17 protein-coding genes and 1 tRNA gene are annotated in these 18011 nt (G+C 68.6%); 7 read left to right on the top strand and 11 right to left on the bottom strand.

What is annotated here, in order from left to right; translation table 11 throughout:
• Window positions 1–27: 27 nt before the first annotated feature.
• From uvrC to alaS, 5 genes are all read left to right on the top strand, one after another.
• Window positions 28–1995 carry an excinuclease ABC subunit UvrC gene (gene uvrC, locus IDM45_RS06510; protein ID WP_209422124.1) on the top strand — a complete coding sequence of 656 codons (1968 nt, stop codon included), beginning with the start codon at window positions 28–30 and terminating at the stop codon, window positions 1993–1995.
• 37 nt (window positions 1996–2032) lie between these two features.
• The gene (gene pgsA, locus IDM45_RS06505; RefSeq protein WP_209422123.1) at window positions 2033–2599 is read left to right on the top strand and encodes a CDP-diacylglycerol--glycerol-3-phosphate 3-phosphatidyltransferase; all 567 of its coding nucleotides are present in this window, start codon (window positions 2033–2035) and stop codon (window positions 2597–2599) included.
• A 162-nt stretch (window positions 2600–2761) separates the two neighbouring features.
• Window positions 2762–3034 carry an HU family DNA-binding protein gene (locus tag IDM45_RS06500; RefSeq protein ID WP_209422122.1) on the top strand — a complete coding sequence of 91 codons (273 nt, stop codon included), beginning with the start codon at window positions 2762–2764 and terminating at the stop codon, window positions 3032–3034.
• Between the two features lie 32 nt (window positions 3035–3066).
• Window positions 3067–3142, top strand: a tRNA-Val gene (locus tag IDM45_RS06495).
• A 134-nt stretch (window positions 3143–3276) separates the two neighbouring features.
• The gene (gene alaS / locus IDM45_RS06490; RefSeq protein WP_209422121.1) at window positions 3277–5901 is read left to right on the top strand and encodes an alanine--tRNA ligase; all 2625 of its coding nucleotides are present in this window, start codon (window positions 3277–3279) and stop codon (window positions 5899–5901) included.
• A 43-nt stretch (window positions 5902–5944) separates the two neighbouring features.
• Here the strand turns inward: alaS and IDM45_RS06485 are convergent, their stop codons facing one another.
• Genes IDM45_RS06485 through IDM45_RS06470 form a run of 4 tightly spaced genes read right to left on the bottom strand, consistent with a single transcriptional unit; the run spans window position 5945 to window position 9788 of the window.
• Window positions 5945–6958: a GGDEF domain-containing protein gene (locus IDM45_RS06485; protein WP_209422120.1), complete on the bottom strand. Its 1014-nt coding sequence runs from the start codon at window positions 6956–6958 to the stop codon at window positions 5945–5947.
• Window positions 6959–6999: 41 nt separating this feature from the next.
• Window positions 7000–7749 carry a tRNA (guanosine(46)-N7)-methyltransferase TrmB gene (trmB, locus tag IDM45_RS06480; RefSeq protein ID WP_232654240.1) on the bottom strand — a complete coding sequence of 250 codons (750 nt, stop codon included), beginning with the start codon at window positions 7747–7749 and terminating at the stop codon, window positions 7000–7002.
• Window positions 7746–8693 carry a tRNA glutamyl-Q(34) synthetase GluQRS gene (gene gluQRS / locus IDM45_RS06475; RefSeq protein WP_209422118.1) on the bottom strand — a complete coding sequence of 316 codons (948 nt, stop codon included), beginning with the start codon at window positions 8691–8693 and terminating at the stop codon, window positions 7746–7748. The genes trmB and gluQRS overlap by 4 nt, the downstream gene beginning before the upstream one ends.
• Before the next feature lie 24 nt (window positions 8694–8717).
• Window positions 8718–9788, bottom strand: coding sequence for an NAD(P)/FAD-dependent oxidoreductase (locus IDM45_RS06470; protein WP_209422117.1), 1071 nt, complete (start codon window positions 9786–9788; stop codon window positions 8718–8720).
• A 181-nt stretch (window positions 9789–9969) separates the two neighbouring features.
• On the opposite strand from IDM45_RS06470, the gene IDM45_RS06465 reads away from it, so the two are divergent.
• Entirely contained in the window at window positions 9970–10671 is a 702-nt protein-coding gene (locus IDM45_RS06465) for a pirin family protein (protein ID WP_209422116.1), read from the top strand.
• A gap of 266 nt (window positions 10672–10937) precedes the next feature.
• On the opposite strand, the gene IDM45_RS06460 is transcribed toward IDM45_RS06465, so the two are convergent.
• From IDM45_RS06460 to IDM45_RS06430, 7 genes are all read right to left on the bottom strand, one after another.
• Window positions 10938–11681, bottom strand: coding sequence for an arginyltransferase (locus IDM45_RS06460; RefSeq protein WP_209422115.1), 744 nt, complete (start codon window positions 11679–11681; stop codon window positions 10938–10940).
• A gap of 176 nt (window positions 11682–11857) precedes the next feature.
• Window positions 11858–12568 carry a glycoside hydrolase family 15 protein gene (locus tag IDM45_RS06455; RefSeq protein WP_209424031.1) on the bottom strand — a complete coding sequence of 237 codons (711 nt, stop codon included), beginning with the start codon at window positions 12566–12568 and terminating at the stop codon, window positions 11858–11860.
• Window positions 12569–12580: 12 nt separating this feature from the next.
• A complete protein-coding gene (locus IDM45_RS06450) occupies window positions 12581–12718 on the bottom strand; it encodes a hypothetical protein (protein WP_209422114.1) in 138 nt (45 codons plus the stop codon).
• Between the two features lie 95 nt (window positions 12719–12813).
• On the bottom strand, window positions 12814–13581 hold the full coding sequence (aat, locus tag IDM45_RS06445; protein WP_209422113.1) for a leucyl/phenylalanyl-tRNA--protein transferase: 768 nt from the start codon (window positions 13579–13581) through the stop codon (window positions 12814–12816).
• Window positions 13582–13744: 163 nt separating this feature from the next.
• On the bottom strand, window positions 13745–14953 hold the full coding sequence (trpB, locus tag IDM45_RS06440; RefSeq protein ID WP_209422112.1) for a tryptophan synthase subunit beta: 1209 nt from the start codon (window positions 14951–14953) through the stop codon (window positions 13745–13747).
• A 125-nt stretch (window positions 14954–15078) separates the two neighbouring features.
• Window positions 15079–15471, bottom strand: a complete 393-nt coding sequence (locus IDM45_RS06435) for an SDR family NAD(P)-dependent oxidoreductase (protein ID WP_209422111.1) — start codon at window positions 15469–15471, stop codon at window positions 15079–15081.
• A gap of 222 nt (window positions 15472–15693) precedes the next feature.
• Window positions 15694–16428, bottom strand: coding sequence for an aldehyde dehydrogenase family protein (locus IDM45_RS06430; protein ID WP_209422110.1), 735 nt, complete (start codon window positions 16426–16428; stop codon window positions 15694–15696).
• 412 nt (window positions 16429–16840) lie between these two features.
• Here IDM45_RS06430 and IDM45_RS06425 point away from each other — a divergent pair, with 412 nt between their 5' ends.
• A complete protein-coding gene (locus IDM45_RS06425; protein ID WP_209422109.1) occupies window positions 16841–17959 on the top strand; it encodes an AraC family transcriptional regulator in 1119 nt (372 codons plus the stop codon).
• The last annotated feature ends 52 nt before the right edge of the window (window positions 17960–18011 follow it).

Below are 18011 nucleotides of genomic sequence, written 5' to 3'. Positions count from 1 at the left end.
TTGTCCCGCTGCACCCACAATAGCGCCATGACCCGCGCTGCTGCCCATCCCGAGGAACTGCTCGCCCAGGTGGCGGCCCTGCCGCCGCTGCCCGGCGTCTATCGCTATTTCGACGAGGCGGGCACGCTCTTGTACGTAGGCAAGGCGCGCAACCTGAAAAAGCGCGTTTCCAGCTATTTCACCAAGCAGCATGGCGGCACGCGTATCGGCCACATGGTGGGCAAGATCGTGCGGCTGGAGACGACGGTGGTGCGCTCCGAGGCCGAGGCGCTGCTGCTGGAAAACAACCTCATCAAGACGCTGCACCCGAAGTACAACATCCTGTTTCGGGACGACAAGAGCTACCCCTACCTGAAGCTCACCGGCGTGGCGGCCAGGGATGGCACGGGCGAGGCGCCCGGCCAGCGTTTCCCGCGCATGGCCTACTACCGCGGCAGCACCGACCGGCGCCACCGCTACTTCGGCCCCTATCCGAGCGGCTGGGCCGTCAAGGAAACGATCCAGCTGCTGCAGAAGGTGTTTCGCCTGCGCACCTGCGAGGACACGGTTTTTGCCAACCGCACCCGGCCCTGCCTGCTCTACCAGATCAAGCGCTGCACGGCGCCCTGCGTCGGCCTGATCTCGCCCCAGGCCTACGCCGTGGACGTGGCCCACGCCGAGGCGCTGCTGCGCGGCGAGACGCAGGAGTTGCTGGCGCAGCTGGAGCAGCGCATGTTGACGCACGCCGAGCAGCTTGAGTTCGAGCAGGCCGCCGAGGTGCGCAACCAGATCACGGCCCTGTCGCGCGTGCTGCACCAGCAGGCCATCGAGACGGTGAGCGACAAGGATGTGGACATCCTGGCCGTGCGCGTGCAGGGTGGGCGTGCCTGCGTCAACCTGGCCATGGTGCGCGGCGGGCGGCATCTGGGCGACCGGGCCTATTTTCCGGTGCATGTCGAGGATGCCGCCGGCGTCTGGCACGCCGAGGAAGAGGCCGCCGCGCACGCCAGCGACGGCGGGCACAGCGTCGCCGCGCAGGTGCTGGAGGCCTTCATCGCCCAGCACTACCTGGGCGTGCCGGTGCCGCCGACGCTGGTGGTGAGCGAGCCGGTCAGCCCCGAGCTGCTGGCCGCGCTGGCCCAGCAAAGCGGCGTGCGCGTGACGGCCGTGCAGCAGCCGCGCGAGCAGCGCCGCGCCTGGCTGGACATGGCGCAGCGCGGCGCCGAGCTGCAACTGGCCCGCCTGCTGGCCGAGGAAGGTTCGCAGCAGGCCAGAACGCGCGCCCTGGCCGAGGTGCTGGATCTGGACATGGAGCGGCTCGACGAGATCACCATCGAGTGCTTCGACATCTCGCACACGGCGGGCGAGGCCACGCAGGCCTCGTGCGTGGTTTTTCACCACCACAGGATGCAAAGCAGCGAGTACCGGCGCTACCGCATCGAGGGCATCACGCCCGGCGACGACTACGCCGCCATGCGCCAGGTGCTGGAGCGCCGCTATGCCCCGGTGGCCCAGGCCCAGCGCGAGGCCGGCGGGGCCGAGGTCAGCAGCCGTCAGGCGCGCCTGCCCGACGTGGTGCTGGTCGATGGCGGCAAGGGCCAGGTCAGCATGGCGCGCGAAGTGTTCACCGGGCTGGGCCTGGACATCGCGCGCATCGTCGGCGTGGAAAAGGGCGAGGGCCGCAAGGTGGGCCTGGAGGAGCTGGTCTTTGCCGATGGCCGGCCCAAGATCTTCCTCGGGCGCGATTCGGCAGCGCTGATGCTGGTGGCGCAAATCCGCGACGAGGCGCACCGCTTCGCCATCACCGGGATGCGCGCGGCGCGCGCCCGGGTGCGCGTGGGCGCGGGGGCCAGCCGGCTGGAGGACATCCCCGGCATCGGCCCCAAGCGGCGCGCACGGCTGCTGCAGCGCTTTGGCGGCGTGCGCGGCGTACACGATGCCAGCGTGCAGGATCTGATGCAGGTGGAAGGCATTTCGCAGGCACTGGCAGAGGACATCTACCGCGCGCTGCGCTAATGCAGCAGGGCGACACCCCATGCCACAATCGCGCCCCATGTTTTTCACCATCCCCACCCTGATGACGTGGACGCGCATCGTCGCCATCCCGCTGATCGTGGGCGTGTTCTACCTGCCGCTGGCGCCCGAGGCGCGCAACCTCATCGCCACCGTCATGTTCATGGTGTTTGCCGCCACCGACTGGCTCGATGGCTTCCTGGCGCGCAAGCTGAACCAGACCTCGGCCTTCGGCGCCTTCCTCGACCCGGTGGCGGACAAATTCCTGGTCTGTGCGTCGCTGCTGGTGCTGGTGCATCTGCAGCGCGCCGACGTGTTCGTCGGCCTGATCATCATTGGCCGCGAGATCGCCATCAGCGCGCTGCGCGAGTGGATGGCGCAGATCGGCGCGGCGCGCAGCGTGGCCGTACACATGCTGGGCAAGCTCAAGACCACGGTGCAGATGGTAGCCATCCCTTTTCTGCTCTACGACGGGCGCGTGGCGGGCATCGACACCGGCGTGTGGGGCACCTGGCTGATCTGGCTGGCGGCGGTGCTCACGGTGTGGTCGATGGTGTACTACCTGCAAAAGGCGCTGCCGGAAATCCGTGCGCGCGTCAAGCGTTGAGGAGGCGGCTGCCTGGTGCGCTGCTTGTCAATCGGGTATCGACCCGGCACCGGCGTCTGCGCGACAGCACGGCAGCGCCCAGCCTGAATCGGGGTGGCAATTGCGTCTAGAATTTGCCGTTCCGCGCCATGTATCCACTGTCCACGCGAGAGGGATTTTTCTGTGAACAAGACCGAATTGATCGAGCACATCGCCAACAACGCCGACATCTCCAAGGCCGCTGCCACGCGCGCGCTCGAATCCACCATCGATGCGGTCAAGCAGACTCTGAAAGAAGGCGGCACGGTGTCCCTGGTGGGCTTTGGCACCTTTGCCGTCGGGCGCCGCGCCCCGCGCACGGGCCGCAATCCGCGCACTGGCGCCACGATCAAGATAAAAGCTGCTAAAGTGCCGAAGTTTCGTCCAGGCAAGGCATTGAAGGATGCCCTGAACTGAACGCAGGAAAGAGTTTCAACAATTCTTGAGAGGGGTGCTTAGCTCAGTTGGTAGAGCGGCGCCCTTACAAGGCGTAGGTCGGCGGTTCGAGCCCGTCAGCACCCACCACCCTCTCATAAATGAAATCAAGGGCTTGGAGCGTATCCAGGCCTTTTTTTTGGTCGATCCGCTGTAGGCCGGAAATTTATAATGGCCGGTTTGCCGCAGCGCAGCACGCAGCACGCCCACTCCCCACGACAGCCATGAGCACACCCACTTTTTCCGTTGCGGACATCCGCAAGACGTTTCTCGACTTCTTCGCCGCCAAGGGACATACGGTGGTGGCTTCCAGCCCGCTGGTGCCGGGCAACGACCCGACGCTGATGTTCACCAACTCTGGGATGGTGCAATTCAAGGATGTGTTCCTGGGCACCGACAAGCGCCCCTACGTGCGCGCGGCCTCGGTGCAGACCTGCCTGCGCGCCGGCGGCAAGCACAACGACCTGGAAAACGTCGGCTACACCGCGCGTCATCACACATTTTTCGAGATGCTGGGCAACTGGTCGTTCGGCGACTACTTCAAGCGCGAGTCCATCCACTGGGGCTGGGAGCTGCTGACCCAGGTGTACAAGCTGCCGGCAGACAAGCTGCTGGCCACGGTCTATCACGAGGACGACGAGGCCTACGACATCTGGACCAAGGAAATCGGCCTGCCGCCCGAGCGCGTGATCCGCATCGGCGACAACAAGGGCGGCAAGTACAAGAGCGACAACTTCTGGATGATGGCCGACACCGGCCCCTGCGGCCCGTGCTCGGAGGTCTTCTACGACCACGGCCCGCACATCCCCGGCGGCCCCCCGGGTAGCCCGGACGAGGACGGCGACCGCTTCATCGAGATCTGGAACCACGTGTTCATGCAGTTCGACATGAAGGAAGACGGCAGCGTGGTGCCGCTGCCGGCGCCTTGCGTCGATACCGGCATGGGCCTGGAGCGCTTGGCCGCCATCCTGCAGCACGTACACAGCAACTACGAGATCGACCTGTTCGAAGTGCTGATCCGGGCCGCCGCACGTGAAACGGACACCGCCGACCTGGCCAATCCGTCGTTGAAAGTGATTGCCGACCACATCCGCGCCACGGCCTTCCTGGTGGCCGACGACGTCATCCCCAGCAACGAAGGGCGCGGCTACGTGCAGCGGCGCATCATCCGCCGCGCCATCCGCCACGGCTACAAGCTGGGCCAGAAAGCGCCCTTCTTCCACAAGTTGGTGGCTGACCTGGTGGCGCAGATGGGCGATGCCTATCCGAAGCTGCGCGAGCAGGCCGGGCGCATCACCGAGGTGCTGCGCGTGGAAGAAGAGCGTTTCTTCGAGACGCTGGCGCATGGCATGGAAATCCTGGATGCGGCGCTGGCCGGTGGCGCCACCGAACTGCCCGGCGACGTGGCCTTCAAGCTGCACGACACCTACGGCTTCCCGCTGGATCTGACGCAGGACGTGGCGCGCGAGCGCGGCGTGGAGGTGGACAGCGCCGGCTTCGACGCCGCCATGGAGCGGCAAAAGAGCCAGGCGCGCGCGGCGGGCAAGTTCAAGATGGACAAGGCGCTCGAGTATTCGGGCGCCGGACACGCCTTCACCGGCTACGACTGCCTGCAAGAGGGCGCGCAGGTCGTGGCCCTGTACCACGAAGGCAGCCCGGTGCAGGAGCTGACCGAGGGCCAGAGCGGCGTGGTCGTGCTGTCCTCGACACCGTTCTATGCCGAGTCCGGTGGCCAAGTGGGTGACCAGGGCCTGCTCGCCGCCGAGGGCGTGCAGTTCGGCGTGTCGGACACGCAAAAGATCCGCGCCGATGTCTTCGGCCACCACGGCACGCAGACCCAGGGCACGCTGCGCGTGGGCGATGCCGTGACCGCGCGCGTCGATGCCGGCTTGCGCGCCGCCACCGTGCGCAACCACAGCGCCACACACCTGATGCACAAGGCGCTGCGCGAAGTGCTGGGCGGCCACGTGCAGCAAAAGGGCTCGCTGGTCAACGATGAGCGCACGCGCTTCGACTTCACGCACAACGCGCCCCTGAACGACGCGCAGATTGCCGAGATCGAGCGCCTGGTCAACGCAGAAATCCTGGCCAACGGCGCCACCCAGGCGCGCGTCATGGACATCGAGAGCGCGCAAAAGACCGGCGCCGTGATGCTGTTCGGCGAGAAATACGGCGAGACCGTGCGGGTGCTGGACATCGGCACCAGCCGCGAACTGTGCGGCGGCACGCACGTGGCGCGCACCGGTGACATCGGCCTGTTCAAGATCGTCGCCGAGGGCGGCGTGGCCGCCGGCGTGCGCCGCGTCGAAGCCATCACCGGCGCCAATGCCCTGGCCTGGGTGCAGCAGCTCGAAGCCACGCTCGAATCCGCTGCCGCCACGCTCAAGGCCCCGTTGACCGAAGTGCAGCCGCGCCTGGCGCAGGTGCTCGATCAGGTGCGCGCCCTGGAAAAGGAAGTCGCCGCGCTCAAGGGCCGGCTGGCGGCCTCGCAGGGCGACGACCTGGTCAGCCAGGCTGTCGAGGTCAAGGGTCTGAAAGTGCTGGCGGCAAGGCTCGAAGGCGCCGACGCCCGTGCACTGCGCGAGACCATGGACAAGCTCAAGGACAAGCTGGGGACTGCCGCCATCGTGCTGGCTGCGGTTGACGGCGACAAGGTGCAGCTGGCCGCCGGCGTCACCGCCGACAGCCTGGGCCGCGTCAAGGCCGGCGAGTTGGTCAACTTCGTCGCCGCGCAGGTCGGCGGCAAGGGCGGCGGCAAGCCCGACATGGCCATGGCCGGCGGCACCGATGCGGCCGCGCTGCCGCAGGCGCTGGCCTCGGTGGCCGGCTGGGTGGGCGAGCGCCTCTGAGCCTCTGCGGCTCGATGGTGGCCCCTCAGGGGGCCTCAGGCGCTCAGAACAACTCGACCTCGCTGTGTTCGACCTTGCGGGCCAGGGCGCCGCTGGCCACCAACTCCTCGTAGTGGCAGACGCGATTGCGCCCGTGCTCCTTGGCGTAGTACAGCGCCTGGTCGGCCCGGCCCAGGATTTCCACGGGCGCGCCACTGTCGGTGGCTGCAAATCCGACGCTGACGGTGATGTGGCCGACTTGTGGGAACTCATGCGCGGCCACGGCGGCACGCAGGCGCTCCATGGCACTGCAGGCCTGCTCCAGCGTACTTGAGCGCAGCAGCACCACGAACTCCTCGCCGCCGAAGCGGAAGATCCTGTCCTGACTGCGGAACTGGCTACGCAGGCGGTTGGCCACCAGGATCAGCACCTCGTCGCCATACAGGTGGCCGAAGCGGTCGTTGACCAGCTTGAAATGATCGATATCCACCACCGCCAGCCAGTCGCGCGGCTGCTCGGGTGCGTCCGGCAGGGGCTGTGCGCTGATGTTGCCTCGGCGGGCAAACTGCTCGTCGAAGGTCTTGCGGTTGAGCAGGCCGGTCAGCGCATCGCGCTCGCTGTAGTCCAGCAGGCTCTGGTAGTTCTGATAGACCAGGAACACGGCGGTGATGACGTCGCGCTGATGGCGGCTCAGGCGGCGCGGCTGGGTCACTTCCAGGCAAGTCTGGGCGCGCTCGCCCAGCCAGACCGGCAGCCACAGCACGTGCTGCTCGGCACTGACGCGCTCGGCGCTGCGTGCGCTGGCGGCGATGCACTCGGCCAGCTCGGGCAACTGCGCCAGGGTAATGGCATGGGGGTCGGACACGGCCTCGAAGGTGCTGGTGACGATCTGCCCGTCATGGCTCCAGCTGCGCGGGCGCAGCATGGTCTCGCCATCGCGCCCGGCATTGAACAGCTCCAGCGCGCGCACCTGCATGTTGCGTCCTTGCTGCAGGATGGTAGAGAGAACCGATACCTCCAGGCGCAGGTGATCGCGGTGGGCAGTCATCTCGGCCAGGTTCTGCAGCAGGGGTTTCATGGCGGGAGATTCTCAGCTGAACGGGACGGAAAGGACGGGCATCAGGCCTGCCCGGTGCGCCGAAACACCAGATCCCACACGCCGTGGCCCAGGCGCAGGCCGCGGTTTTCGAACTTGGTCAGGGGGCGGTAGTCGGGCTTGGGTGCATAGCCGGTGGCCGTGTTGGCCAGCAGGGGTTCGTGCGACAGCACCTGCAGCATCTGCTCGGCGTAGGGCTGCCAGTCGGTGGCGCAGTGCAGGTAGCCGCCGGGCGCCAGGCGGCTGGCCAGCCGGGCCACCAGCGGCGGCTGGATCAGGCGGCGCTTATTGTGGCGCTTCTTGTGCCACGGGTCGGGAAAGAAGATGTGGATGCCGGCCAGCGACTGCGGCGCCAGCATGTGCTCCAGCACCTCGACGGCATCGTGCTGCACGATGCGGATATTGGTCAGGCCTTGCTCGCCGATGCGCTTGAGCAGCGCGCCCACGCCGGGCTCATGGACTTCGCAGCACAGGAAGTCATCGCCCGGGCGCACGCCGGCGATATGCGCCGTGGCCTCGCCCATGCCGAAGCCGATCTCCAGGATCAGCGGCGCCTGGCGGCCAAAGGCAGCGTGCGCGTCCAGCGGCTGCGGGGCGTAGTCCAGCACGTAGCGCGGCCCGAGTTCTTCCAGGGCGCGGCTTTGGCCGGTGGTAGTGCGGCCGGCGCGGCGCACATAGCTTTTGATGCCCTTGGGGTGGGCGACATCCGCAGGAGTGTCAGGGCGGTGCGGTGCGGGGCGGGCGGTGGCGGGAGAGGTCGGGGTTTCGGTCACGGTGTGCGATTGTAGATATCCGCCCAGGCGCGTACCCACAAAGCAAGCGCTTGGCCGACTGTGGCGCCAGCCGGAGGCGGGGGCAGGGCCAGCGCGCGTGCTGCGTCGGCCAGCACGGCCAGCGGGCGTGTTTCGTCGATGGCCGGGGCGCCGTGCTGCTTGGAGAGTTTTTCGCCATCGCTGGCGCGCACCAGCGGCGCGTGCAGGTAGCGCGGCGTGGCCAGGCCCAGGGCGGCTTGCAGCAGGAGCTGGCGCGGCGTGTTGTCGGCCAGATCCTCGCCGCGCACGATGTGGGTGATGCCCTGGTCGGCATCATCGACCACCACGGCCAGCTGGTAGCTCCACAGGCCGTCAGCGCGGCGCAGCACAAAATCGCCCACCTGGGCGGCCACGTCCTGCGCCTGCCAGCCCAGGCGGCGGTCGTGCCAGCGCACGCCTTGGCTGCTCAAAAAAATCATAGCTGTCAGCGCTTGACTGGCAAGGGTTTGCGGCTGATTCGACTGGTATTTTTCGGTGTGGAAGCGCCAGGCACGCGGCGCGCGCCCCCCCAGGCCGGCGCGGCAGGTGCCGGGGTAGGGGCGCTCGACATGGCGCTCATGCACCAGGCCGCGCGCTGCCAGGGCGGCATCGATGTCGCGGCGCGTGCAGGCGCAGGGATAGGCCAGGCCGCGCGCCACGCACGCGTCGAGCACCTGCTGGTAGCGCGCACTGCGGCTGGACTGCCACAGCGGCGGTGCGTCGGGCAGCAGCTGGCAGGCGGCCAACTGCTGCAGGATGCGCTCGGCGGCGCCACCGGGGCAGCGCGGCGGGTCGATGTCCTCGATGCGCACCAGCCAGCGTCCGCCGGCAGCGCGCGCGTCCAGCCAGCTGGCCAGCGCGGCGACCAGCGAGCCGGCGTGCAGCGCGCCGGTGGGCGAGGGGGCGAAACGGCCAACGTATGGCAAGAGACGCGGCAGGACTTCAGAACATCAGAGGGCCGCCAGCGCCAGCGACAGGCCCGAGACGAAGGCGTCCTCCAGCCTGTGCCCCAGGCACCAGTCGCCGCAGGCGCCCAGGCCGGCGGCCTCGTCCCAGACGAAGGGCTGGCCCAGCGCAGTCTGCGTCTGGGCATGAGGCCAGCAGCGCACCTGGGCTTGCGTGGGCGCGGCGTGGATGCCAGTGACTTCGGCAAAGGCGCGCGTGAGCTTGGCGCGGATGCGGGCATGGTCGTCGTGCAGATGCTCGCGCGACCAGGCCGGCGAGGCCTGCACCGTCCAGCGCTCGATCTGCGTGCGGCCCGGCTTGCTGGACTCGCGCGCCACCCAGGCCACGCGGTGATGCGTGCTGCGCGCGGCGTTCCACTGCGGCCCCAGCGTCACCAGGCCCGGGCGCACGGCCTGGGCAAAGGCCAGCATCAGCGTCCAGCACGGCGCAATCTGCACGTCCGACAGGGCCGGCGCCCACTCGGGGGCCAGGGCGCACTGCGCCAGCAGCTCTTGTGTCTGCGGCGCCGGCAGGGCCAGCACCACGGCGTCGAAGCCGGCCAGGGTGCGCGAGCTGCCGTCGAGCGATTCGGTGCGCAGTTGCCAGGCGCGCGGGCGCATGGGGTCGCGCTCGATGCGCGTGACGCTGGTGTGGGTCAGCAGCCGCCCGGCGCGCGCCAGCGGCTCGGCCCAGGCCTGCACCAGCGCATCCATGGTCGGCGTGGCCACCCAGTGCGCCTCGCCCGGCGGTGGCGCGGCGGCGGCCACCCGGCCACTGGCGTCGAGCACGCGCACGGTGCTGACGCTCCAGCGGCGCGTCAGCTCGGGCACGGTCTGCAGCGCCAGGGCGAAACGCTCGTCGCGCACAGTGAAATACTGCGCGCCAGCGTCGAAGCTGCCATAGGCTGTGTCCACCGAGCTGGTGCGCCCGCCGGCGTGCGGCTGTTTTTCGATCAGGGTGACCGTGTGGCCGGCCTGCGCCAGCGTGCGCGCGCAGGCCACGCCGGCCATGCCGGCGCCGACCACGGCAAAGCGGCGCGCACCGGCGGCAGGGGTGGGGTGTCGGGATGCAGTCATGGTCGGGCCTGGCACGGAGGGTGGCGATGTGCCGGCAGCGCCGGCAGGGAAGTGGCTTTACTCTACACGCGCTGATGGGGCCGGCCCAGCGCTCTCCCCTGGTGCCGGCACAGCACATACCCGTAGGCGCCGATGGGCGCCGCCTCTTGCCGCCTCTTGTTTTTTGCCATCTGGAGACTCCATGCACACCATCCGCCGCTCGCACGAACGCGGCCAGGCCGACCACGGCTGGCTGCAATCCCGGCACAGCTTTTCCTTTGCCAGCTACCACGACCCGCAGCACATGGGCTGGGGCAACCTGCGCGTCATCAACGAAGACCGTGTGGCCCCCGGGATGGGCTTCGGCACGCACGGCCACCGGGACATGGAGATCATCAGCTACGTGCTCTCGGGTGAGCTGGCGCACCGCGACAGCTTGGGCCACGTCAAGACCATCCCGAGCGGTGACGTGCAGCGCATGAGCGCCGGCACCGGCGTCATGCACAGCGAGTTCAACCACTCGGCCAGCCAGGCCGTGCATTTTCTGCAGATCTGGATCCTGCCCGCGCAGCATGGCATCGAGCCGGGCTACGAGCAGGCCAGCGTCAGCGATGCCGACAAGCGTGGCCGGCTGCACTGCATCGCCGCGCCGCAGGGCCAGGGCGGCGCCGTCGCCCTCCATGCCGATGCGCGCATCCATGCCGGCTTGTTCGACGGTGACGAGTCGGAGCGGCTGGAGCTGAACCCCCGGCGCAAGGCCTATGTGCAGGTGGCGCGCGGCAGCGTCGTGGCCAATGGCGTGGCGCTGCAGGCGGGCGATGCGCTGTTGCTGCGCGACGAAGCCGCCGTGGCGCTGGCGCAGGGGCAGGACGCGGAGGTGCTGGTGTTCGACCTGGCGCCCTGAGGAGTCCGCCCTCAGAGCGTGTTTACGATCTCCGCGCGCAGGGGCGCCGGTGCGGATCGGGATGGGCTGCCAGGCGCAAACCGCAGCGATAGCTCGTGCTATCGCGAGGATTTGCAACGCCGCAGACCGCCCGAGGCCGCGCTCGCGCACCCGCGCGGGGATCGTAAACACGCTCTCAGCGGCGTTGCAGCGATGAATAGCCCTGCGTGACTATTAAAATAGTAGCTGTCAGCGCTTGCCTGGCTTGGGTTTGGGCCCGAAATCACCTAAATTTCCTCAAAGCGCTGCCACTGACCCGCCAGGCGCCGCTCGTGCGGCAGGAAGCGCGCCTTGTAGTTCATCTTGGCGCTTTGCTCGATCCAGTAGCCCAGATAGACATGCGCCAGGCCCAGCGCCTGCGCCTGGCGGATCTGCCACAGCACGCTGTAGGTGCCGTAGCTGGTGTTGGCCTCAGGCTCGTAGAAGGTATAGACGGCGGACAGGCCGTCGTCGAGCACGTCCAGGATGGAGACCATCTTGAGCACGCCCGGCCCGCCGCCCTCGGACGGCTGGCGAAACTCCACCAGGCGCGAGTTGACCCGGCTTTGCAGCAGGAACTGCGTGTACTGATCGATGCTGTCGTGATCCATGCCGCCGCCGGCGTGGCGCTGGTTCTGGTAGCGCAGGTACAGCTGGTAGTGCTCGGGCACATAGCACAGGCGCAGCACGCGCACCTGCAGATCCTGGTGGCGGCGCTCGGCACGGCGCTGGCTGCGATCCGGGCGGAACTCGGTGGCCAGCACGCGCAGCGGCACGCAGGCCTGGCAGCCGTCGCAGTGCGGGCGATAGGTGAACATGCCGCTGCGGCGAAAGCCCTGCGCCACCAGCTCCGAGTACACCGCGCCCTGGATCAGGTGGCTGGGCGTGGCCACCTGAGAGCGCGCCTGGCGGCCCTGCAGGTAGCTGCACGGGTAGGGCGCCGTGGCATAGAACTGCAGGCTTTGCAGCGGGAGATCGTTGAGTTGCGTCACGCGGCTGTCGAAAATGGAGCGAACGAAAGGGCTGGTGGCGGGCTGGTGTCCGGCTGGTGTCCGGGGCGGCTCCAGGGGGCGCTTCCAGTATAGGCAGCAGCAGGTTCAGTCCTGCCCGGGCGGCGCCGATCCCTGCTCCTGCCTGCGGCATTCCTGCACGGTGACCGCCGCGTTGATCAGCGCCAGGTGGCGAAGCCGCTGCCCGCGTGCAGCAGCACCGAGGCGTCCAGCGCCGTGCCGCCCGCCCAGGCGGTGTAGCTGCGCTGCTGCGGCGACCAGCAGTGCTCGCGCACCCAGGCGCGGATGGTGTCGGCCTCGGCGCGCCATTGCGCCACCGGCCCGTCGATGGCGCCCATCTCGTGCAGCCGCACGGCCTCGATGAGCGCCTGCCAGCAGCCCATCTTGGAGGAGGTGTAGTGCCGCGTCTGCGGCAGCTCCCAGATGCCCGAATCCTCCTGGCGCCACAGGCCCAGCACTTCGTCCGCCAGCGTGCGCAGCAGCTGCGCCGTCCCGGCGTCCAGCAGATTGCCCGCTTGCACATAGACGCGCATGAGCTTCATCAGGTCGCCGAAGATGCCGAACTGCATCTGGCCATTGGCGCGGTTGCCGGCCACCACCGGGCCGATGCCGCGCCAGCCCGGCACGCAGCGCTCTTGCACGCCGCCCGGCAGGCTGCCGTCGAGGGCATAGAAGATGTGCAGGCGCGGGCCGTGGCGCTGGATGGCGCGCAAGAGCCAGGCGACGGCGGCGTGCGGCTCCTCGCGCAGGCCGAAGCGGATCAACGCCTCCACCGTGAAGGCGGCGTCGCGTATCCAGCCGAAGCGGTAGTCCCAGTTCTTGCCGCCGCGCCAGCTCTCGGGCAGCGAAGTGGTGGCAGCGGCGGCAATGGCGCCGGTGGGTTAGTGCATCAGCAGCTTCAGGATCAGCGCGCTGCGCTGCACAGCCTGCGCCCACGGCCCTTCGTAGCGAAAGTCGCGCGACCAGCGCTGCCAGGAGGCGATGGTGCGCTCCAGCCCCTCGTCGCTGAGCTGCGGCACGGGCACATGCACCGGCCCGTCCTCGGCGCCCGCGACCGCTATGCTGCGCCGCTGGTCGGTTTCGGCTATAGGACGCAGGAGCAGGGCGGCGTGGGTCAGGGGCCAGAGGCGGCCTGGCCTGCAGCGCCCAGTACGGCAGCCCAATCACGGCTCTCGAAGCGCCAGTGCAGCGCCGGCTTGGCACTGGCTGCCGCCACATGCTGCAGGAACTGCGCGCGCGGCACTTCATGCGCGCCCAGCGAGGCCAGATGCCGGGTGTTTTGCTGGCAATCGATCAGCTGCACGCCGCCGCGCCGGGCGATGGCCACCAGCGCCGCCAGCGCGATCTTGGAAGCGTCGGTGACGTGCGCGAACATGGATTCGCCAAACACCGCCCGGCCCAGCGCCACGCAGTACAGGCCGCCGACCAGCCGGCCATCGACCCAGGTCTCGACGCTGTGCGCGTGGCCGGCGGCGTGCAGCGCCTCGTAGGCGGCCACCATCTCGGCCACGATCCAGGTACCGCCGCCCTGGCCGGCGCGCGGCGTGCTGGCGCAGGCCTGGATGACGGCGGAAAAATCGCTGTCCACGCGCACCTCGCAGCCCGGTGTGGCGCGAAAGCGCTGCAAGGTCTTGCGCAGCGAGCGGTGTAGCCGGAACTGCGCCACCGGCAGCACCATGCGCGGCTGCGGGCACCACCACAGGATGGGCTGGCCCTCGCTGAACCACGGGAACGTGCCCTGGCGGTAGGCCTGCAGCAGCCACGGCACGCTCAGGGCGCCGCCCGCCGCCAGCAGGCCCGGCGCGGGCGAATGGTCGCCCCAGGCCTGCTGCGGCGCCGGCAGCGGCTGGTCAGGAGTCAGCCAGGGCAGCGGCAGGGACATGCTGTTTATCAAAAATGATAGCTGTCATCGCTTGATTGGCAAGGGTTTGAGGTCGAAAACACCTGAAAAATCGATGTTTTCGAGTGCCAAACGTCAGGTGTCAGATGTCAGATGTCAGATGTCAGGTGTCAGGTGTCAGGTGTCAGGTGTCAGGTGTCAGGTGTCAGATGCCCAGTACCTTGGCCACGTAGTCGGCATCCTTGTCGCCCCGGCCCGACAGGTTGATCAGGATGTGCTGCTCCCTGGGCAGCGTCGGCGCCACGCGCATGGCCCAGGCCACGGCGTGGGCGCTCTCCAGCGCCGGGATGATGCCCTCGACGCGCGACAGGCGCATGAAGGCGTCCAGCGTCTCCTGGTCGCTGGCGACTTCGTACTGCACGCGGCCCACGTCCTTCAGATAGCTGTGCTGCGGGCCGATGCCGGGGTAGTCCAGGCCCGAGGCGATGCTGTGGACGGCATCCGGCTCGCCCTGGGCATTTTCCAGCACGTAGCACTTCATGCCGTGGATCTCGCCGGGCTTGCCCATGGTCAGGGTGGCGGCGTGGCGGCCCGGCTTGTCCGTGCCCTCGCCAGCCGGCTCGACGCCGACCAGCCTGACATCCTGGTCGTTCAGGAAGGCGGTGAACATGCCGATGGCGTTGGAGCCGCCGCCCACGCAGGCCGCGACATAGTGCGGCAGGCGGCCATGCCTGGCCTGGAACTGCTCGCGCGCCTCGCGCCCGATGATGGACTGGAAGTCGCGCACCATCATGGGGAAGGGGTGCGGGCCGACCACCGAGCCGATGGCGTACAGGTAGTCGGTGGGGTTGTTCAGGTACTCCTCGAAGGCGCTGTCCACGGCCTCCTTGAGCGTCGCCGCGCCGCGCGTCACGGCCACCAGCTTGGTGCCCAGGATGCGCATCTTGGTCACGTTGGGGTGCTCTTTCTCGATGTCCACCTGGCCCATGTGGATCTCGCAGGGGATGCCTACCAGCGCGCAGGCCGTGGCCAGGGCCACGCCGTGCTGGCCGGCGCCGGTCTCGGCAATGACCTTTTTCTTGCCCATGAACTTGGCCAGCAGCGCCTCGCCCAGGCAGTGGTTGATCTTGTGCGCGCCGGTGTGGTTGAGGTCTTCGCGCTTGAGGTGGATCTGCGCGCCACCCAGCTGCTCGGACAGGCGCCGGGCGTGAAAAATCGGGCTGGGCCGGCCCACGTAATCGGCAAACAGCTGCGCCAGCTCGTCCTGGAAATCCTGCCGCTGGGTGATCTCGGCATAGGCGGCGTTGATGTCGTCCATGGCCTGCTTCAGATGCGGCGGCACGAGCTGGCCGCCGTAGGGGCCGAAGAAGCCGGCGGCGTCGGGCATGGGGGCGAAGGTGGGCTGTTGGCTCATGGTGCGAAAGACAGGAAAAGCGGGTTGATGGAAGAACGAGGCCGCGCCGGCGGAGGGCGCCGCGCCGGCGATTGTGTCCCGGAAAACTGCTCCGTCCCTGACAGCGCCAGCGCGCCCTGGCCCGGCTAGCGCAGGCTGCGGCGCACGATGGCGCGGCTCATGCGGCGCATCAGGCCAGGCAGGTGCTGTGTCAGCCAGGCGGTGGCGCGGCCCTTGAAGCCCACCTTGATGAGAAATTGCCGCCGTGCAATGCCGCGCAGCATGCTGTGGCAGGCCGGGCCGACCTCCAGCACTCCGGGCAGCTCGGCCGGCAGGCGGGTGGTGGGGTGTTCGACTTGCTGCTCGTGCGCCACCATGGGTGTGTGGATGATGCCGGGGCAGCACACGCTGACGTCTATGCCCAGCGCCAGCAAATCCAGGTCGAGCGTGCGCGCCAGGCCCACCACGCCGAATTTCGATGCGCCGTAGGCGGCATAGCCGTAGTTGCCCACCAGCCCGGCCAGCGAGGCCACCAGCACCAGATGGTGGGTCAGGTTGAGTGATTTTGATGGTGCGGGGGGCGTTGATGGGCGTGGGTATTGGCTCTCTCGCCCTGCAGGAGGAGGGCTGGCCTTTGCTCCCTCCCCCTTTGGGGGAGGGCTGGGGTGGGGCCAGCGACGGTGGCCTTGAACGCACGGCTTGCCAGAACCCGCCGGCCCCCATCCCCGCCTTCCCCCAGCGGGGGAAGGAGCAACGCGGCGCTACGACTTCATCCGCGTCATCACCTCCAGAATGCGCTGCGGCATCCCCCGGTACGGCGGCATGAACAGATCCAGCGCCCGCCACGGCCCCTGGCGGAACACCGGGCGCAGCTTGGAAAACGTCAGAAACCCTTCGTAGCCGTGGTAGTGCCCCATGCCGCTCATGCCCGCGCCGCCAAAGGGCAGGTCGTGCATATTGGCCTGCACCAGTGATTCGTTCAGGCCGACGCCGCCCGACAGGGTCTGATCCAGATAGAAGTCCTGCTCGCGCCGGTCGTCGCTGTACAGGTACAGCGCCAGCGGGTGCGGACGGCTGGCGATGTAGTCAACGACCTGCTGGCGGTCGCGGTAGGTCAGGATGGGCAGCAGCGGGCCGAAGATCTCGCGCTGCATGAGCTGCATGTCGTCGGTGGCGCCGACCACGGCTTCGAGCGGCATCAGGTGCCGGCTGGCATCGCCCGGCTGGCCGCCGCACAGGTTGACCAGGCGCGCGCCGCGCTCCAGCGCGTCCTGGCGCAGCTGCTGCAGGCGCTCATACTGGCGCGCATCGATGCTGGCGGTGTAGTCGCCGTTGGTGATGTCGAGGTGGCGGCGCATCCAGCGGCGCAGGTGGCGGATGGCGTGCAGGCAGGCGTCCATGACCTGCAGCAGCTCGGTGGCGCGGGTCTCGAAGGCGCTGCGGCAGCCGAAATCGGCATTGACGGCAGCCACGAAGGCGTCCTGGTTCTCGGCCACCAGAGCGTGCAGGGCGCGCAGGTCGGCCGCGCGCTACTGACGCGTGGGGTTGCGCTGGGCGCGCCAGGCGGCCTGCTGCAGGGCCAGGCAGTCGGTGAATTCGGCTGGAAGGCCCAGGGTGATCGGGGGCAGGGATGCGTTCATGGTGGCTCCGGGAGGGCGGGCAGGACAGGGGCTGGGGCGTACCGCTGGTTTGCAATTATTTTGATAGCTGTCAGCGCTTGTCCAGCAAGGGTTTCAGCCGTTTTTCATGCTTAAACCAACGAAACGATGCCAAACCTGGATGTTTCCCCAAGAAGCCGGTCAAGTCTTGACAATTGACGTCAATGATTTGACTTTGCACGACAATTCGGCTTCGGGTTATCCCCGGTGCCCGTCCCTGCCCGATCCATTCAGCCGCATGTTTCTATCCATGACTGTCCTCGTGCGCTCCTCGTGTCTGTCCGGCCTGGACGAACTGGCCGCCGGCCTGGGCCTGCAGCTGCCCCTGCTGCTGCGGCGCTTCGGCCTGCCGCCCGAGGCGGCGACCGACCCGGATTTGCCCGTGTCCTACCAGGCCTTCATCAATCTGCTGGAGCACTGCGCCCAGGCGGGACGCTGCCCCGATCTGGGCTTGCGGCTGGCGCAGCGCCAGGGCATCGGCGTGCTCGGGCCGATTGCCGTGCTGCTGCGCCACGCGGCCACGGTGGGCGAGGCGCTGGCCCTGGCCTCGCGCTATCTGTTTGTCCACAGCCCGGCGCTGCCCCTGCAGATCGACCCGGTGCCGGGCCGTGCGCACGAGATGGATGTGCTGTTCGCCCTGGACGGCGCCGCGCTGACGCCCCGGCCCCAGGTCATCAGCCTGTCGCTGGGCATCATCTGCCACAGCCTGCGGGCGCTCACGGATGGCCAGGCGCAGCCCGTGCAGGTGAGCCTGCCCCATCTGCCTGTGGCTGCGCCCGGGAGCTACCGGCAGGCCTATGGCTGCGCAGTGGTGTTCGGCGCGTCCGCCGCTGCCGTGCGTCTGGCCAGCGCCGACCTGGCGCTGGTGCTGTCCGAGCACGACCCGCAGATCAAGGCGCTGGCGCTGGGCTATCTGGAGCAACTCGCCGGCAGTGCGCACACGCCGGTCTCCAGCCAGGTGCGCGGCCTGCTGCGCGGCCTGCTGGGCTCGGGCAGCACCGGGCACGAGGAGTTGGCGCGCGCCCTGTCCATGCACCCGCGCACCCTGCAGCGGCGCCTGCACAGCGAGGGCACGACGTTTGCGCGGCTGCTCGATGAGGTGCGCCGCAGCCAGTTCGAGGCGCTGATTGCCATGCCCGGCGGGCCTGGCCTGACGCAGATCGCCCACATCCTGGGCTATGCCGAGGCATCGGTGCTGACGCGCAGCTGCCAGCGCTGGTTTGGCGTGGCGCCATCGCGGCTGAAAAAACCCCTGCTCCCAGGTGGCAGCGCAGGCGGGCAGGGGGAACGGGAAGCGCAGGAAGTGCAGGAGGTACAGGAAGTGCAACAGGAACAGGGCGCTGGGACTACAGCCAGCCACGGCGGCTGACCGCAGCTGCAGGCCGGTCGGGACGGCAACATGGCCGGCCAGGGTGGCGCGC

This window comes from Melaminivora jejuensis, from assembly GCF_017811175.1.
In the GTDB taxonomy this organism is placed as follows: Bacteria; Pseudomonadota; Gammaproteobacteria; order Burkholderiales; family Burkholderiaceae_C; genus Melaminivora; species Melaminivora jejuensis.
Note: the sequence above shows the minus strand (reverse complement) of the source record. Positions and strands in the feature narration are given on the sequence as shown.

Excerpts from the sequence above, each read along its gene's own strand:
- uvrC (WP_209422124.1), top strand. The coding sequence starts at position 28 with ATGACCCGCGCTGCTGCCCATCCCGAGGAACTGCTCGCCCAGGTGGCG.
- pgsA (WP_209422123.1), top strand. The coding sequence starts at position 2,033 with ATGTTTTTCACCATCCCCACCCTGATGACGTGGACGCGCATCGTCGCC.
- alaS (WP_209422121.1), top strand. The coding sequence starts at position 3,277 with ATGAGCACACCCACTTTTTCCGTTGCGGACATCCGCAAGACGTTTCTC.
- IDM45_RS06485 (WP_209422120.1), bottom strand. The coding sequence starts at position 6,958 with ATGAAACCCCTGCTGCAGAACCTGGCCGAGATGACTGCCCACCGCGAT.
- IDM45_RS06470 (WP_209422117.1), bottom strand. The coding sequence starts at position 9,788 with ATGACTGCATCCCGACACCCCACCCCTGCCGCCGGTGCGCGCCGCTTT.
- IDM45_RS06465 (WP_209422116.1), top strand. The coding sequence starts at position 9,970 with ATGCACACCATCCGCCGCTCGCACGAACGCGGCCAGGCCGACCACGGC.
- aat (WP_209422113.1), bottom strand. The coding sequence starts at position 13,581 with ATGTCCCTGCCGCTGCCCTGGCTGACTCCTGACCAGCCGCTGCCGGCG.
- trpB (WP_209422112.1), bottom strand. The coding sequence starts at position 14,953 with ATGAGCCAACAGCCCACCTTCGCCCCCATGCCCGACGCCGCCGGCTTC.
- IDM45_RS06425 (WP_209422109.1), top strand. The coding sequence starts at position 16,841 with ATGACTGTCCTCGTGCGCTCCTCGTGTCTGTCCGGCCTGGACGAACTG.